This window comes from Paenarthrobacter aromaticivorans, from assembly GCF_019038615.1.
In the GTDB taxonomy this organism is placed as follows: Bacteria; Actinomycetota; Actinomycetes; order Actinomycetales; family Micrococcaceae; genus Arthrobacter; species Arthrobacter aromaticivorans.
In genome coordinates this window covers 12,357-27,393 of record NZ_JAHOPC010000022.1, presented here as the reverse complement: position 1 = coordinate 27,393, position 15,037 = coordinate 12,357, and the positions used below count along the sequence as shown (strand labels likewise).

General features: G+C 62.8%; 13 protein-coding genes and 1 pseudogene. 4 read left to right on the top strand and 10 right to left on the bottom strand.

From position 1 onward, the window contains the following. The first annotated feature begins 205 nt into the window (after nucleotides 1-205). A pseudogene (locus tag KSW38_RS22260) lies at nucleotides 206-1,146 on the top strand (IS110 family transposase). 282 nt (nucleotides 1,147-1,428) lie between these two features. On the opposite strand, the gene KSW38_RS22255 reads toward KSW38_RS22260, so the two are convergent. After that, nucleotides 1,429-1,806, bottom strand: a complete 378-nt coding sequence (locus KSW38_RS22255) for a hypothetical protein (RefSeq protein ID WP_216927267.1) — start codon at nucleotides 1,804-1,806, stop codon at nucleotides 1,429-1,431. Nucleotides 1,807-2,993: 1,187 nt separating this feature from the next. On the opposite strand from KSW38_RS22255, the gene KSW38_RS22250 reads away from it, so the two are divergent. Then, nucleotides 2,994-3,776 (top strand): VOC family protein, encoded by a 783-nt coding sequence (locus KSW38_RS22250; RefSeq protein WP_216927259.1) that lies wholly within the window; start codon nucleotides 2,994-2,996, stop codon nucleotides 3,774-3,776. 32 nt (nucleotides 3,777-3,808) lie between these two features. On the opposite strand, the gene KSW38_RS22245 is transcribed toward KSW38_RS22250, so the two are convergent. The 8 genes from KSW38_RS22245 to KSW38_RS22210 all read right to left on the bottom strand — a co-directional run bounded on the left by KSW38_RS22245 (nucleotide 3,809) and on the right by KSW38_RS22210 (nucleotide 13,141). Next, nucleotides 3,809-4,693, bottom strand: coding sequence for a PaaX family transcriptional regulator (locus KSW38_RS22245; RefSeq protein ID WP_216927257.1), 885 nt, complete (start codon nucleotides 4,691-4,693; stop codon nucleotides 3,809-3,811). A 207-nt stretch (nucleotides 4,694-4,900) separates the two neighbouring features. Beyond that, entirely contained in the window at nucleotides 4,901-5,362 is a 462-nt protein-coding gene (locus KSW38_RS22240; protein ID WP_216927254.1) for an acyl-CoA thioesterase, read from the bottom strand. 7 nt (nucleotides 5,363-5,369) lie between these two features. Then, on the bottom strand, nucleotides 5,370-6,734 hold the full coding sequence (locus KSW38_RS22235) for an MFS transporter (RefSeq protein WP_216927252.1): 1,365 nt from the start codon (nucleotides 6,732-6,734) through the stop codon (nucleotides 5,370-5,372). Between the two features lie 2 nt (nucleotides 6,735-6,736). Then, on the bottom strand, nucleotides 6,737-9,127 hold the full coding sequence (locus KSW38_RS22230; protein WP_216927244.1) for a bifunctional salicylyl-CoA 5-hydroxylase/oxidoreductase: 2,391 nt from the start codon (nucleotides 9,125-9,127) through the stop codon (nucleotides 6,737-6,739). A gap of 14 nt (nucleotides 9,128-9,141) precedes the next feature. Then, complete coding sequence (locus tag KSW38_RS22225; RefSeq protein ID WP_216927242.1) at nucleotides 9,142-10,821, bottom strand: AMP-binding protein; 1,680 nt, start codon at nucleotides 10,819-10,821, stop codon at nucleotides 9,142-9,144. A gap of 58 nt (nucleotides 10,822-10,879) precedes the next feature. After that, entirely contained in the window at nucleotides 10,880-11,746 is an 867-nt protein-coding gene (locus KSW38_RS22220; protein WP_216927240.1) for an acyl-CoA thioesterase, read from the bottom strand. Nucleotides 11,747-11,751: 5 nt separating this feature from the next. Next, nucleotides 11,752-12,234 carry a cupin domain-containing protein gene (locus KSW38_RS22215; RefSeq protein WP_216927238.1) on the bottom strand — a complete coding sequence of 161 codons (483 nt, stop codon included), beginning with the start codon at nucleotides 12,232-12,234 and terminating at the stop codon, nucleotides 11,752-11,754. A gap of 43 nt (nucleotides 12,235-12,277) precedes the next feature. Continuing rightward, the gene (locus tag KSW38_RS22210) at nucleotides 12,278-13,141 is read right to left on the bottom strand and encodes a fumarylacetoacetate hydrolase family protein (RefSeq protein WP_216927236.1); all 864 of its coding nucleotides are present in this window, start codon (nucleotides 13,139-13,141) and stop codon (nucleotides 12,278-12,280) included. Between the two features lie 134 nt (nucleotides 13,142-13,275). On the opposite strand from KSW38_RS22210, the gene KSW38_RS22205 reads away from it, so the two are divergent. Together KSW38_RS22205 and KSW38_RS22200 are read left to right on the top strand one after the other, a co-directional pair. Beyond that, nucleotides 13,276-13,674 carry a RidA family protein gene (locus KSW38_RS22205; RefSeq protein ID WP_216927234.1) on the top strand — a complete coding sequence of 133 codons (399 nt, stop codon included), beginning with the start codon at nucleotides 13,276-13,278 and terminating at the stop codon, nucleotides 13,672-13,674. 40 nt (nucleotides 13,675-13,714) lie between these two features. Further along, nucleotides 13,715-14,077, top strand: a complete 363-nt coding sequence (locus KSW38_RS22200; protein ID WP_216927226.1) for an iron chaperone — start codon at nucleotides 13,715-13,717, stop codon at nucleotides 14,075-14,077. A gap of 57 nt (nucleotides 14,078-14,134) precedes the next feature. Here the strand turns inward: KSW38_RS22200 and KSW38_RS22195 are convergent, their stop codons facing one another. After that, nucleotides 14,135-14,938 carry an IclR family transcriptional regulator domain-containing protein gene (locus tag KSW38_RS22195; RefSeq protein WP_216927224.1) on the bottom strand — a complete coding sequence of 268 codons (804 nt, stop codon included), beginning with the start codon at nucleotides 14,936-14,938 and terminating at the stop codon, nucleotides 14,135-14,137. Between the last annotated feature and the right edge of the window lie 99 nt (nucleotides 14,939-15,037).

Below are 15,037 nucleotides of genomic sequence, written 5' to 3'. Positions count from 1 at the left end.
AGGGTCGTGGCTACCCAGGGGAGGCGGGTATGGCTTGGCTGCTGTGCCGGACGACTTGCGCGTGACGGCTTCGAAGGATTGGCCACCCGCCACCCCGCGATGACCCGACCGCTGATTGAGAGAGGCGACACTGATCGCCGGATAAGGACGCGACGGCGCGGTTATCTGCTGGACCCTTAACCACCGAACAGACTGAAGGCTGTTCTTGGTGCACCTATGGGCCGGCCTTGACGCCGGGAAAGCCCACCACCACTGCGTCGTGATCGACGCCGACGGTAAGCGGCTGCTCTCACAAAAGATCCCCAACGACGAACCGGCTCTGCTCGACTTCATCGCCGACGTCCTCAAACTCACCGACGGCGACGACCTTGTCTGGGCGACCGACCTGAACCACGGCGGACCGGCACTGCTGATCGCCCTGCTCCTCGCCACGGCCAAAACATCCTCTACATTCCCTGCCGCACCGTACACCACGCCTCCAAGATCTACCGCGGCGAAGGCAAAACGGACGCCAAAGACGCCGCCGTCATCGCCGACCAAGCCAGAATGCGCAACGACCTGCAACCCCTGCGCGCCGGCGACGCGACCAGCACCGGCCTGCCGATCCTGACCGCCCGCAGAGCCGACAAGTCCGCCGACCGGGTCCGCGCGATCAACCGCCTGCAGGCCCAGCTGCCCTTGAACGAGGAGCTGGCAGAACTCGATGCGATGATCACCGAGAAAGTTGCTGAGCATCAGCACCCACAGGTGCTGCTAAGCATGCCCGGCTTCGGACCCGTCCTCGCCGCCGAATTCCTGGGTGCTACCGGCGGGGACCTCACCGTCTTCCAATCTGCGGACCGGTTTGCCGGCGTCCCCGGGCTCGCTCCAGCGGCTCGGGATTCCGGGAGAATCAGCAGAAACCACCACCGGCCCAGACGCTACGACCGTCGGCTTCTACGGGTCTTCTACCTCTCAGGGCACTCTGCTCTGAAGTCCTGCCCCGCCTCACGCGGCTATTACGACCGCAAACGAACCGAAAGAAAATCGCATATTCAGGCGACGAGGTCTCTTGCCCGGCGCCGGCTCAATGTCCTCTGGGCAATGCTGCGCGACGGCACGAGCTACACCCCGCCAGTTGCGCTGGCACCACGTATGACAGCATGAACAGCCCCCATAGATAGGTGTGCATCCCCAGGGACTAACCTCGTAGGCGGGACGCTCGTTTCAAGGTCGCCGGGTATGGGTGATTAGCACGTTGCGACGTTCGTGCTCGCTCTAGTCGCAGTTTCTGCCCGCTGGCTGAAAAGCAGCTGCCCTGCGGTAGCGGAGGTAGGGACGTGGTTGAGTTTTACACAGTGGAGATGCGTTAGGAATGCAGTAGTCATAGCAGTAGCTGCGCCTGCTCCGACGTCTTAGACCAGGTACGGCTCTGCCGGCCGACGAGCCTCAGCCGAGCCGAAGAAGCAGCGGGAGCATGTTCGTGATGATGGTGAAGGCAGCCGCCACGATACCTATGACCGCCGGAATGATGCCCTGTGACTGGCCGTGGCTGCGCGCCCTGAATCCGAGGACAGCGGCGGCCAGTGCCGGGGCCAGAATCAGCAGGATGGCCGGTCCCGCTGCCAGGGCAACGGCACCCGGGGGGACGGCACCCTCACCGGTGTACCCCTGCAAGGCGAGCAGCCCTTCACCGGCGAACATCCCCGCCACGAAAGCAAAGGGAATGGCAACAACGGCAATCCAGGCCAGACGCAGTAGCCGGCGGGCATGGAGGGTGCCTGTGGAATCCGAGGCAACAGGGGGTACTTGTCCATGTGAGGTCATGGGAGTGGAGTCCTTCGATTATGCCGCGACTGCGCGGGCAAGCCACGGCTTGGCCGGCGGACTGCGAACGATGCGACTGATAACGGAACATCCTCTTGGAGCGGCTGCTCCATCTGCCTGAGGATGTCTCTTTCATGTTCAGAAAACGGCATTGTTGACCTCCCGACTGGATTGATAATAAGGATGGTCCGGGAATGCCTCAGTCGACAGTGCCGAAGGTCCATGTATCGCCCTTCATGGTTGTCTCGTTGGCCTTGGACTCAGTGCCGCTTGGCGATCCCTTGGCTTCAGATCAAGACCGGAATTCTCCTGGTCGGGACGATCGTTCTGGTCGTCTGGGTTACTCGGCTCACCTTGTGGCAACGGGATGAGTATGGCGCGAACGCGGCAGGGATCCCAAACATCCACAACGCTTGCGAGAGCCCCCTGCTGAGGAAAAGGGCGTGTAGCCCGCAGCGTCCTTCCTCCACGCCAGCTTCCCTGGCTCACGTCATACACGACCGCCAGCGGATTCCACAACGTTTTGGCGGCTGCTCGGGACTCGGCAACAAGAACGGAAAGGGCCTCGCTTCGCTCGGGCTGTAAAAGCTTTTCCTTCATCTTGCCTGCTGCCCTGCGGATCATCCGTGCCCGCGCCACCGACGCAACCGTCCTGCGGTCGGCCGCGCAGCCGACGGGTTGTGCTGGGCGCTGCGCTTATTGCGGGCAGGGGAACTGTTCGGTTACGGGACCTACGTCGAAGGTGACACCGCAACGTACCGGTTCCGCTCCGAGGATGCCTGCCTCGAAGCGATCACCGCCGAGGTGTTCTTCTACTGGAACACCGGCCAATCCGGCGGACCACGCACCCTCCCAGCCACGGCAGCGACCTCGTGGAGAACGACCGCAAACCCTACCCCGTCTGGACAAGCTAGAAGGTATTGGGGTCCCGTTCGAACCGGCCGGGCCCCTAAAACGACAACAGGAATCCGTTGACAACATCATTGAGATTCCTTTGGACTGGGCTGCTAGCTGCTGCAACTCCACGAGGGGCGGCCACGACTTGGGGCCAGGTTTCGGGGCCAGGATTTCCATCACGAATTGGATGGTGAACGCACATGATGAATGGCTGCCTCCCAGGAAGCCCCGCGCATAGGGCATTCCGGGAGGCAGCCGCGCCTATTAAGCCCCGAACCCGAGGAGTTGCTATGTCTACCCAAACTGAGAAATGGCCTGCAGGAACACCCGCGTGGGTGGATCTGGGGGTCGATGATCTGCCTGCCGCCAAGTCCTTCTACACGAAGTTGTTCGGGTGGGATTACCTCTCCGGTGACGAAGAGGCCGGGGGCTACCTATTGGCCCAACTGGACGGACAAGCTGTTGCGGGCCTCGGTCCCAAACAGGATTCCACCATGCCAACCGTCTGGACTACGTATCTGGCCTCGGACAACGTTGACACCACGTGCAAAGAAGTAGCGGCTGTTGGTGGTCAACTCATCGCTGTTCCCTTCGACGTGATGGACTCCGGGCGCATGGCAATTGCCGCTGACAGCGTTGGTGCAGTCTTTGGCATCTGGCAGGCGGGAAGCCATATCGGGGCAGAGCGGGTCAACGAGCACGGCTCATTGTGCTGGAACGAACTCCACACCCGCGAGTACGCGCTGGCCCGGTCCTTCTATGCCGATGTCTTTGGCTACAGCTACCAGGACATCGACCAGGACGGATTCATTTACGCGACCGCCAAGCGGGCCTCCGATGGCCGCGAAGTGGGCGGCATTCATCTCGACACCGAAATGGCCGAGGGCGGGCCCAATCATTGGCTCGCCTGGTTTGCCAGCGACCATGTAGATCGAACCGCTGCAACAGCCGTGGAACTGGGCTCTTCGGCCTTGGTCCCGGTCATGGACAGCCCCATGGGACGGATGGCAATCCTGCAGGCGCCCCAGGGAGAAATCTTTGGCATCATCGACGCACCCCGGACCAAGGCTTAAGCCTGGACCAGCGGCTACGTCAGGACCGTCGGCTACGTCAGGACAGGGTCCAAAGCTTCGCTGATGACCTCATGCGCGTGTGCTGCAGCGAGCGGCGCCGCGAGCCGATGGACCGCCTGGAAGGTCCGGCGGACTTCCGGCCCATGCCACTCGGGCGGAAGGTAGTCCGCCGGGAGATTTGGGTCACGGTACGGGAACTTGCGCCACAGGGTGAGCATCGGGATGTAGTAGCGGAAAGCGTCGCGTCGTAACTCGGCCGTGGAATCAGCCAAGGCCGCCTCAGGATCGGTGCCCACCAGGTCAATCCACTGCTGCTCTGCGCCCCGGTAGATCTCAAGGAACTCCGTGAATTGTTCATCGAGTTCCTTGAGATCCCACCATTCGGAGATCTTGGGGCGCATTGGGCCATCGAAAACGTAGTCGCTGCGGAAAAGGTCTACGAATTCGATCAGCCCGCTGGAAGTGAGACGGTCGCGAGCCTGCTCCAGCTTGTGGGCCGGAGCGATCCATACACCAGACGCCACGGACCCAAATCCCAGGCTGGACAAATCGGACCTCAGCTGGTGCCGGCGGTTCCGCATCGACTCAGGCACGGAGAACACGGCGAGCACCCACGTATCCACCGGAGCTGGCTGTTCCGGGGCGAAGATCCGCCGATCACCTTCACGGAAAACGTCGCTCACTGATTCGGCGATCTTGTACTTGGCAATGCCGCCTTCGCGGACGCTCTTCAGGACACCCTTTGCCTTAAGCCTGGAGACGGACGATCTCACACCGGGCGCGTCATAGCCGAGTGTACCGAGCATCGAAACCAGTGCGGAGACCGGCAACGCATCACCAGCGTTCCTGCCATAAAGACCGAAGATGGTGACCAGGAGTTGCTGATGGCGCACCGCGGGTGCCGGGACGGCGAACATTGAAGGACCCTCATTTCCGCGCCATGGTAAGGCGCCAGTCATGTTCATCATAGGTTGGGAACCATCAATGGCGGCGAAGGCTGATGCTCTGCCAGCTGATCCGGACGGCGTCCTTGTTGTCAGCCACATCGTGAGGTCAAACGGATGGCAGTTAGCCCCATTGCCAATGGCAGCTCGACATTAGGGCTAACTGCTGTCTCGTCGGAGTTAATCAACACAGCGCACTGCCCGGACGAAATGTTCCGGCCAAGGCTGGGACGCCGTTGTGCCGTTGGGGACGTGGACCGTGGTCACCGTCCCGAAGGCGGCCACCTCGCTGCCTTCCGACGATGCACCTTGGTGGGTGCCGCCGTCGGGCGTTCCGCGGGCCGCATCATCAAGGGGGTGGCCGCGGACCTCGAAGGCCATGGTCAGCGAGGTCCGGCCAAGCGAGTGGATTTTCACCGTGGCCGTGACGCGCTGGCCGAACCAGAGCTTGGCCTTGTAGTTGATCACCTGCTGGACGCGAGGAGCGTTGGGGAAGTAGTCGGGCAGCTCCAAGGAGCGGAATAGCTCCGCCTCGGCGGCTTCCACCCATCGGAGGATGGCCGAGTTGTGTTGGTGGCCGGAGGCGTCGGTGTCCACCCACTCAACCGTCCGCTCAACACTCGCTTCAGGAAACGCGTCCATGATTCTCCTAGCGGGCGCTGACTACCGCGGTCTCGTCGTCCGGGTCCGCACTGGATGCCGTAACAGGCGCCTCCGGGGTGGGCTTCGGAATCATTGCGACGGCGGCCGCGGCCACCACTGCGATGCCGGCGAAGATCGCGAAGTTGGCTTCGAAGGGCAGCTTGGACCCTGCGATCCAGCCGCCGATCAACGGACCGGAGATTGCGCCCAGGCGGGCAAAGCTGAGAGCCCAACCTGTGGCCGTACCGCGAACCTTGGCCGGGTAGTAGTCAGCGATGTAACCGGTCAGGACCAAGGACGTGGAGATCGAGCCGACGCCTGCAAATGCTACGAACAGCAAGTTGACCACCATGGTGTTGGGGAAGACGAGGAGCATGATGCCCAGGCCGCCCAGGATGTAGAACACCACCAGGATGAGCTTCTTGCCGTACTTGTCTGCCGCACGGCCCAGGAGCAGGCCGCCGATGGCTGATGCCAGGCTGAAGACCAACAGGAACGTCAGGGACGAGCCCAGATCGTAGCCGGCCTTCTTCATGATGCTCGGCAGCCAGGTGTTGAGCCCGTAGACGAGTACCAGGCCGCAGAACAGGGAAACCCAGAAGAACACCGTGGACCGCAGGTATTTCCTGGAGAACATCGTGGTGATGGTTTTCCACCACGGATCGGCGGTGTGTGAACCGGGCTGGGCCACCGTTGCACCCGGCTGGTAGTCAGCGATCTCCAGCTTGGCAGCCAAAGCCTTGGCCTCCGTCTTGCGTCCCTTGGACTCGAGGTACTCCAACGATTCCGGGAGGAACTTCCAAATGATCGGCAGCAGGACAATAGGCGCGGCACCAATAGCAATCACGGCCCTCCAGCCACCAACGGGCAGCACGAACATTGCAGCAAGCGCGGCCGCAACGATGCCCAGCGAGTAGCCCGAATACATGAGGCCATAGTTGTAGGAACGCCTATTGGGAGCGGAATACTCGATGGTCAGGGCTGCCGCCACGGGGATGACACCGCCCATGCCCAGTCCGCCGATGAGCCGGAAGATGCCAAACAGCTCGGGCGTGGGAGCCCAGGCCGCCCCTGCCTGGGTGAGGGTGAAGATCACCATGGAGGCCAGGAGCATCTTCTTGCGGCCCACAAGGTCGCTCAAGGTCCCGATGAACAGGGCTCCAATAAGCATGCCGATCAAGGCATATGATCCCAGCCCGCCCAGGGCAAGCGGGCTGAGGTTCCATTGCTTGTACTCGGCCAGCGCCGGAAGCACTGCCCCCAGCACGCCGACGTCGTAACCCTCGGCGAGGATCGCGAGCCAGCAACAAATCAACACCAAGCCGGTGGTGCGCTTGGGCACGTTCCAGTTAGTAACCGGTGTGGCGGCCATGGCTACTTCACCATCGCAGATGCAGCTGCGGACGCGGGTGTCCAGCGGAGGTGGGTGGTTGTTTGTTCGGTGTCGGGTTCTTTTAGGAGGGACAGGCGGGGGCGGATGGCGTCGGTGCGGGTGGTGGGGGGTTTGCGGCGGCCGGCGCGGAATTGCGGGATCCATTGCGCGCCGGGGCCGTGGTATTCCTGTTCAGCGGCGGCGTGCAGGGTCCATTGGGGGTCGTAGAGGTGCGTGCGGCCCAGGGCGATGAGGTCCGCCCGGCCGGCGAGGAGGATGGAGTTCACGTCGTCATAGCTGGAGATCGCGCCGACGGCGATCACGGCCACCCCTGCGGGAGCGGCGACTTCCTGGCGGATACGGTCCGCGAACGGGGTCTGGTAGGAGCGGCCGAACGCGGGTTTTTCTTCCTTGGCGACCTGGCCGGTGGACACGTCCAGCCCGGCCGCGCCGTGCTCCACGAATGCCTTCGCGATCGCCACGGAATCATCGGAGGTGTTCCCGCCTTCGATCCAGTCCGTCGCGGAGATCCGCACCGTGACCGGTTTGTGGGCGGGCCACACCGCGCGGACGGCGTCGAAGACTTCCAGCGGGAACCGCAACCGGTTGGCCAGGCTGCCACCGTATTCGTCGGTGCGCTGGTTCGAGACCGGGGAGAGGAAGGAGGAGAGCAGGTAGCCGTGCGCGGCGTGGACCTCGAGCAGGTCAAAGCCGGCCTCATCCGCGCGGACAGTGGCGGCGACGAACTCGTCCCGGATGGCGTCCATCCCGGCACGGTCCAGCTCAACCGGGGTCTGGTTCTCCGGCCCGTACGGCACCGCGGACGGGCCAACAGCTTGCCAGTTGCCGCTTTCGAGGGGCTGGTCGATACCTTCCCACATGAGCTTCGTGGAGCCCTTCCGTCCGGAGTGGCCCAGCTGCGCACCGATCTTCGCGGTGGAACGGGCGTGGACGAAGTCCACGATTTCCTTCCAACTCTCACGCTGCTCGTCCGTGTAGAGGCCGGAGCAGCCCGGGGTGATGCGCCCGGTTTCGGACACGCACACCATCTCCGTCATCACCAGACCCGCCCCGCCCAGGGCCTTGGAGCCCAGGTGGACTTTGTGGAAGTCCCCCGGGATCCCGTCGGTCGCGGAATACATGTCCATGGGCGAGACCACAATGCGGTTCTTCAACTCCAGACCGCCGATGGTGTAGGGCTGGAACATGGCTGGCGCGACCTGGGCCAGGCCCTGGGACTCGGCGAAGTTCCGGTCCACGGCGTCCGCGAACTCAGGGTCGCGCAGGCGCAGGTTTTCCTGGGTGATACGGCGGCTGCGGGTGAGCAGGTTGAACGCGAACCGGGTCGGGTCCTGGTCCTTGTACTGCCCGATCCGCTCAAACCACTCCAGCGACGCCTGCGCCGCGCGCTGCGTCGAGGCGACCACGGGACGCCTTTCAGCCTCATAGGCTTCCAAGGCTTGCTCCACCGTGGGGTGTTCGTGCAGGCACGCGGCCAGGGCCAGGGAGTCTTCCATGGCCAGCTTCGTCCCGGATCCGATGGAGAAGTGCGCGGTGTGGGCGGCGTCGCCGAGCAGCACCACGTTGCCCTTGCGCCAGCTCTGGTTCCGCACCGTGGTGAAGTTGATCCACTTGGAATTGTTGGACAAGACCTCGTACCCGTCCAGTTCTTCGGCGAAAAGGGTGCGGATCTTCGCGATCGCCTTCTCATCCGACACCCCGGGAGGGAAAACCTCGTCCGCGGTCTCATCGAAGCCCGCCGCGTGCCAGACGTCCTGGTGCATTTCCACGATGAACGTCGAGCCCTCATCTGAGTACGGGTAGCCGTGGATCTGCATCACACCGAACTCGGTGTCCTTGACGAAGAACTTGAAAGCCTCGAACACCTGGTCCGTGCCCAGCCACATGAACTTATTGGACCGCGGATCCAGGTCCGGGCCGAACGCGTCTGCGTACTTGGCGCGGATCTGCGAATTCACCCCGTCAGCGGCGAGCACCAGATCATAGTTGGCTTCGAGTTCCTCCACCGGCGGCGCCATGGTGGAGAACCGGACATCCACGCCCAACTCCAGGCAACGGCGCTGCAGCAACTCCAGCAACTCCTTGCGGCTCATCGCCGCGAACCCCTGCCCGCCCACCGTCATCATTTCGCCACGGAAATGGATATCAATATCGGACCACCGAGCGAACCGGCGACTCATGTACTCCGCGACCACCGGATCCGCGTTCCCGATCCCGCCCAACGTCTCATCGGAAAACACCACACCAAACCCAAACGTGTCACTGGCAGCATTCCGCTCCCACAACGTGATCTCATGCGACGGATCCAACTGCTTCATCAAAGCCGCGAAATACAACCCGCCCGGGCCGCCTCCAACAATAGCGATCTTCATGCTCATGCTCCTTCTCAAGCCTGGCTCTGGCCAGCAGGGGTAAGTTCTTGGGTTTCCGCTTCGCCTGTGGCGCTCTCCTTGAGGAGGCCATCGCGGAGCTTGAAGTGCTGGAGTTTGCCGCTGGGGTTCCTCGGCAGCTCGGTAACGAAGCGGACATCGCGCGGGTACTTGTACGGCGCGATGGTCTGCTTCACGAAGTCCTGGATTTCCTTACGCTTCGCGGCGTCGCCAATGACGCCCTCGCGCAGGACGATAAACGCACACACGATGCTCCCGCGCTCAGGATCAGGCCGGCCGATCACCGCGTTCTCCACCACGTCCGGGTGCTGGTCGATGGCGGTTTCCACCTCGGGCGCGCCGATGTTGTAGCCGGAAGAAACGATCATGTTGTCGGACCGGGCCTGGTACGTGAAGTACCCGTCCTCATCCATGGAGAACGTATCGCCCGTGACATTCCAGCCATTCACCACGTAATTCGCTTGGCGTGCGTCGTCGAGGTAGCGGCAACCCGTGGGCCCAATCACGGCCAGCCGGCCGGAGTGGCCAGGGCCAAGCTCGTTGCCGTCCTGATCAAGAATGGTTGCCCTGAAGCCCGGCACGGCCTTGCCGGTAGTACCCGGACGGATGTCATCCCCTGCAGCGGAAATGAACACGTGAAGCAACTCTGTGGCGCCGATACCATTGACCAGCTTCAGGCCCGTCGCCTCACGGACGGCTTCCCACGTCTCCTTGGACAGGTGCTCCCCCGCCGAAACAGCAACGCGAAGGCCACGAAGCAAGTCCCCGCGCTTTTCCTTCAGGATCGCCCGGTAGGCAGTAGGAGCCGTGAAAAGGATGGTGGCCCCGTCAGCCGAAGCATGCTCGGCCAGTTCCACAGGGCCGGCCTTCTCGGTCAGAAGCGACGACGCGCCAAACCGCAGCGGGAAGATCACCAATCCGCCGAGCCCGAACGTGAAAGCAAGCGGAGGGGAACCGGCGAAGACATCATCAGCTGTGGGCTGCAGGATGTGGCGGGCAAAAGTATCCGCATTCGCCAGGACGTCCCGGTGGAAATGCATGGTCACCTTGGGCACACCCGTGGTTCCGGATGTTGGACCCAGCAGGGCTACGTCGTCCGCAGACGTGTCCACAGCCGTGAACACCCCACTCTTGCCTTCGCAACGCGCGGTGAGGTCGCCGTCGTCGGGCCCTCCATAGCTCAGGACGGCGACGTCCTCGCCTGCCGCCGTCGCGAGCTCATCCACGAAGCGGTGATCGGAAATCGCGACCACGGGCTTTGTGAGCTGGATCAACGTGGCGACCTCGCTGGAACGCAGCATGGGCATCGTGGTGACCACCACGGCGCCCGCCTTAAGCACGCCAAGCCAGGCGGCAACCAGCCATGGATTGTTGGGGCCACGGAGCAGCACGCGGTTTCCGGGTTCTACCCCGAGGTCTTCGGCAAGGACCTGGGCAACCTGGTTGGAGTGCAGCTGCAACTGTCCATAAGACCAGACGGTGCCATCCGGAGTACGGAGCGCTGGCCGGTCCGGGCCGTACGTCTCGACGGCATTGTCGATCAGCACGGCGGCTGCGTTCAGCCGCTCCGGGTAGTGGAGTTCCGGCAGGGTAAATTCGAGCGCCGGCCAAGTGTCGGCGGGCGGCAGGTGGTCGCGGGTGAACGTGTCCACGTGGGCCGATGGCGTCATGCTCATGGCCGTTCCTTTCAGTGGTGCATCAGTGAAGCTTGGGATGTGTTGGGGGTAAAGCTGTTCAGGCGCGGATCATGCCTTCTTGGGCGACTGTGGCGAGGAGCCTTCCTTGCCGATCGAAGAAGCGGCCCATGGCCAGGCCCCTGTTGCTCTGGCCGGATATGGCCTCTTGTGCATAGAGGACCCAGGCGTCGGCGCGGCCATCGCGGTGGAACCACATGGAATGGTCAAGGCTGGCGGTGGCGAGCCCGGGACTGGACCAGTTGAGTCCGTTGACCCGGAGTAGCGGCTCCAGGATCGTGTAGTCGCAAACGTAGGCAAGGGCAGTACGGTGGAGGTTGGCGTCGTCGGGGAGGCTGTCGAAAGCCTTGACCCAAATTGCCTGCTGCGGCATGGATCCACCCTCAAGCTCGATGTATACCGGTCCCGGAATATGCCGCATATCGAAGCTACGGCCCGTAGACCAATAGTCTGCGGCTGGGCCTTCTGCCCCGTCCAGTGCTTCCGCTGCGGAGCGCAGGGACTCAGGCTCGACGGCGGCAGGAGCCTCCGGCTGGAAGTCCGGACCATCTTCGGGAACCTGGAACGAACCCATCGCGGCATATACAGGCTTGCCATTCTGGAAACCACGGACATTACGGGTGGAATAGCCGCGACCGTCGCGCAAACGCTCCACTTCGTAACGAACATGGGCACCGATGTCCACGGGCCGCATGAAGTAGCTGTGCATCGAGTGGAGTTGCCTGTCGGCGTCCACCGAGCGCATCATTGCGGCTGCGGCCTGGGCCACCATATCTCCACCGTAAGCCTTGGGCCACGGTACGTACTGGGTGGTGGCCTCATACGCTTCGTCGAAAACCTGGGCCTCTGTTGGAGTGAGGTCCACAGCCCTGAGGAAGGTCTCCGAGGTCAAGGTTCCAGTGATCATGGTGGTTATGCCCGACGGTAGTCGGCGAGGGTTTCGTCCGGAACGTCCTCGAGGTTGACCACGAGGTTCTCCGGGGTGCGGGCCGTGAGCCACACGAGTTCTTCGGTGACGGACATGTTTGCTTCGACGTGCGGCATGAACGGTGGTACGAACACCCAGTCCCCAGCCTTCATGTCGATGAACTCTGAGTAGTTTTCGCCGAAGTAGATTCGACCGTGGCCATGAAGGACGTAGCCACCCGTTTCGGCTTCGCCGTGGTGGTGGGGCAGGGAGCGGTACCCGGGGGTGTTGGAAACCTGGCCGAACCAGATCTTGGTTGCCGGCGTGTGCTGGATGCTCACACCGGAGACGCGGATGGCGTCGCCGGACTGGGCGGTGTTGGTGTCTTCTTCACCGGCCCGGGTAACAACGGGGACCACCTTGCCGTCAGGGCCGGCGTAGATGGAGTTGTCGCCTTCGAGGCGGTATTCGGTGGTGGTCTGGCTCATGGGGTTCTCCTTTTGGCTGTGGGTTTAAGCGTTGGCAGGGGTTTTAGGCGTTGGCGGGGACTGGCGCGTGGATGCGGAACTGGTTTTCCAAGCGGCCGATGCCGTCGATTTCGGTGGTGAGGATGTCGCCGTCGTTCAGGAAACGCGGCGGGGTCATCCCCATGCCCACTCCCCCCGGCGTGCCCGTGAGTACGAGGTCGCCGGGGCGCAGGACTGTGAACTGGGAAATGTAGGACAGGAGTTGTGCGGGGCCGAACACCAGGGTGCTGGTATTGCCCTGCTGCACGAGCTCCCCATTGACGTAGCCACGGACTTCGAAGCTTTCGCTTGCGTCGTCCGCAGTCAACATCACGGGCCCCACTGGTGTGGTTGCGTCGAAAGCCTTGCCCTGGAACCACTGCAGGGTGCGGTTCTGCCAGTCACGCATGGAGACGTCATTGGCAACGGTGTACCCGGCGATCGCCGCCCGGGCCTGGTCTTCGTCGGCACGAAACAGTTCAGAACCCACGACGACGGCCAACTCGGCTTCCCAGTCCACGCGACCGCTGCCATGGACTTCTACGACGTCCGCGGCTCCGATCAGGGTGTCAGCGTATTTGGCGAACAGCGTCGGAAATTCAGGAAGTTCGCGTCCCATTTCCTGGATGTGGTCCCCGTAGTTCAGTCCGCAACAGATGACTTTTCCGGCGCGGGGCAGGAGCGGGGCAAAGTCAGCTTCAGTCGCTGCGATGACGGGCTGCCCGCCCTCCGCCGCTGCTTCCGCTGCCTTCTTGGTGATGGAGCGCCATTCCGGCTGGACCAGGAGCGCGCCGACGTCCGTGGCCGGCAGCGCAAGGTACGTGTCGGCGCCCGTGGCGAGTGCCGCCGTCGTACTTCCGCTGGAGGTGCGCAAGGTGGCAAGTTTCATGGGTTCTGCTCCTTCGAGATTCAATGTGTCGACTTTTTTACGATCGTCACATATGCTCAACGTAGCACGGCAGAAATGATCTGCACAGAGGCATTTCAAAAGTTTTTGCAGTTGCCACAACAAGGAGGAACAGCATGAGCCACAAAACAATCAACCCGGAGTCACTCCCCAAGCCATCCGGTTTTGCGCACGGCATGCTCGCCGGCAACACGGTGTTCCTGGGTGGACAGACTGCCTTGGACAAGAACATGAACATCGTTCCCGGCGGCATCGTGGAGCAGTTCACGCAGGCGTTTTCCAACGTGCTGACCACGCTCCGGGAAGCGGGCGGGCAGCCGGAGGACCTCGTCAACGTCACTATCTACCTCACGGACGTAGATGACTACATGGCGAACGGCCGCGAGATCGGACGCATCTGGCGTGAAATGGCTGGCTCGCAGTACCCGGCGATGGCCGGCATCGGTGTCACCCGGCTGTGGCAGAAAGAGGCCATGATCGAAATCCAGGGCATCGCGGTGATTCCCGAGCGCTAAGTCTCTGGCTCTTCCGCTTGCGGTGCCGGAGGATGTCCCCATGGGAACCGTCACCGAATACTTGGCCAGCGTCAGCGAAAACAACCGGCAGATGCTGGAGCGGATCGTTGACATCGCCCGGGAACTTGCGCCCGACGCCGAGGAAGGCACCAGCTACGGCATGCCTGCCTTGCTTGTGGACGGCAAGGGCTTCGTGAGCGTACTCGAAACAAAGAAGCACTTGGCCTTGTACCCGTTTAGCGGCCAGATCCTGCCGGAGATGTCGGAGGAGCTTGGCGGTTACTCGTGGTCGCCGGGGACATTGCGGTTCTCGGCTGACAACCCTGTGCCGGATTCGATGGTTCGGCGGATCCTTGAGACGCGGCTGGCTGCGATCCGGAAGCAGGCGCCCAGGCCCAACTAGTCCCCACCGCCAGATGTTATGAAGGCTCAGAGTAACCCCTAATGCCAGTCAGTTGCGTCAGTGTTTGGCGGAGACGTCCTGTGAGATCGCGTTGGCCGTTGCGACGACTTCCTGCCGCACGGACTCGAGATATTTCTCCGGGTCAGGCTTAGCTGCCACGGCCTGCGCCTGGAGGGACACATTGATCGCAGCTACGTTGTCGCCATTGTTGTGGTTCCACACCGGGGCCGCGATGGACATTAGCCCGATCTCCAGCTCTTGGTCCAGCAGGCACCAGCCTTGCGTACGGACACGCTCGACGGCGGCCCTCAAGTCTGCCGCGTTGGCCACGGTTCGCGGCGTGAGCGGGGTGAGTTCCGCCGTCGAAAGGTAAGCCTCAAGTTTCGCTTGCGGCAAGCCGGCGAGCAGGACGCGACCCATCGACGTTGCGTACGCGGGGAAGCGCGTGCCTACGGTGATGCCAACGTTCATGATGCGCTTTGTGGCTACGCGGGCAACGTAGAAAATGTCCGGCCCGTCGAGAACTGCGGCCGAGGTGGACTCCCCCAGCTTCAAGGACAGTTCCTCCAAGTGCGGCTGGGCCAACTGCGGCAGTGACAACGCCGACAGGTACGAGTAGCCGAGCTGTAGCACCTTGGCCGTGAGCGCGAAGGTTTTGCCGTCCGTGCGAACGTAGCCGAGCTCCACGAGGGTGTGCAGAAAACGGCGGGCCGTGGCGCGAGTCAGGTCAGTGCGGGCTGCGACCTCACTGAGGGTCATCACGGGGTTGTTCGCATCGAAGGCCCGGATTACGGCGAGTCCCCGGGCCAGCGACTGCACGTACTGGTCGCTGGCCTGCGGGGTTACTGCCGATTCGCTCATGGTTACCAATCCTAGGGTGCGTTGCGGGGCCTGCTCTGCGCGCTATTTCGTGGGGTTAGGGCGCAGAGCGGGCCCCACAACGCGACGACCCCAACTTGC

Bases quoted from the DNA above. Each gene is read 5' to 3' on its own strand.
- KSW38_RS22255 (WP_216927267.1), bottom strand. From the start codon at position 1,806: ATGACCTCACATGGACAAGTACCCCCTGTTGCCTCGGATTCCACAGGC.
- KSW38_RS22250 (WP_216927259.1), top strand. From the start codon at position 2,994: ATGTCTACCCAAACTGAGAAATGGCCTGCAGGAACACCCGCGTGGGTG.
- KSW38_RS22245 (WP_216927257.1), bottom strand. From the start codon at position 4,693: ATGTTCGCCGTCCCGGCACCCGCGGTGCGCCATCAGCAACTCCTGGTC.
- KSW38_RS22240 (WP_216927254.1), bottom strand. From the start codon at position 5,362: ATGGACGCGTTTCCTGAAGCGAGTGTTGAGCGGACGGTTGAGTGGGTG.
- KSW38_RS22235 (WP_216927252.1), bottom strand. From the start codon at position 6,734: ATGGCCGCCACACCGGTTACTAACTGGAACGTGCCCAAGCGCACCACC.
- KSW38_RS22230 (WP_216927244.1), bottom strand. From the start codon at position 9,127: ATGAAGATCGCTATTGTTGGAGGCGGCCCGGGCGGGTTGTATTTCGCG.
- KSW38_RS22225 (WP_216927242.1), bottom strand. From the start codon at position 10,821: ATGAGCATGACGCCATCGGCCCACGTGGACACGTTCACCCGCGACCAC.
- KSW38_RS22220 (WP_216927240.1), bottom strand. From the start codon at position 11,746: ATGATCACTGGAACCTTGACCTCGGAGACCTTCCTCAGGGCTGTGGAC.
- KSW38_RS22215 (WP_216927238.1), bottom strand. From the start codon at position 12,234: ATGAGCCAGACCACCACCGAATACCGCCTCGAAGGCGACAACTCCATC.
- KSW38_RS22210 (WP_216927236.1), bottom strand. From the start codon at position 13,141: ATGAAACTTGCCACCTTGCGCACCTCCAGCGGAAGTACGACGGCGGCA.
- KSW38_RS22205 (WP_216927234.1), top strand. From the start codon at position 13,276: ATGAGCCACAAAACAATCAACCCGGAGTCACTCCCCAAGCCATCCGGT.
- KSW38_RS22200 (WP_216927226.1), top strand. From the start codon at position 13,715: ATGGGAACCGTCACCGAATACTTGGCCAGCGTCAGCGAAAACAACCGG.
- KSW38_RS22195 (WP_216927224.1), bottom strand. From the start codon at position 14,938: ATGAGCGAATCGGCAGTAACCCCGCAGGCCAGCGACCAGTACGTGCAG.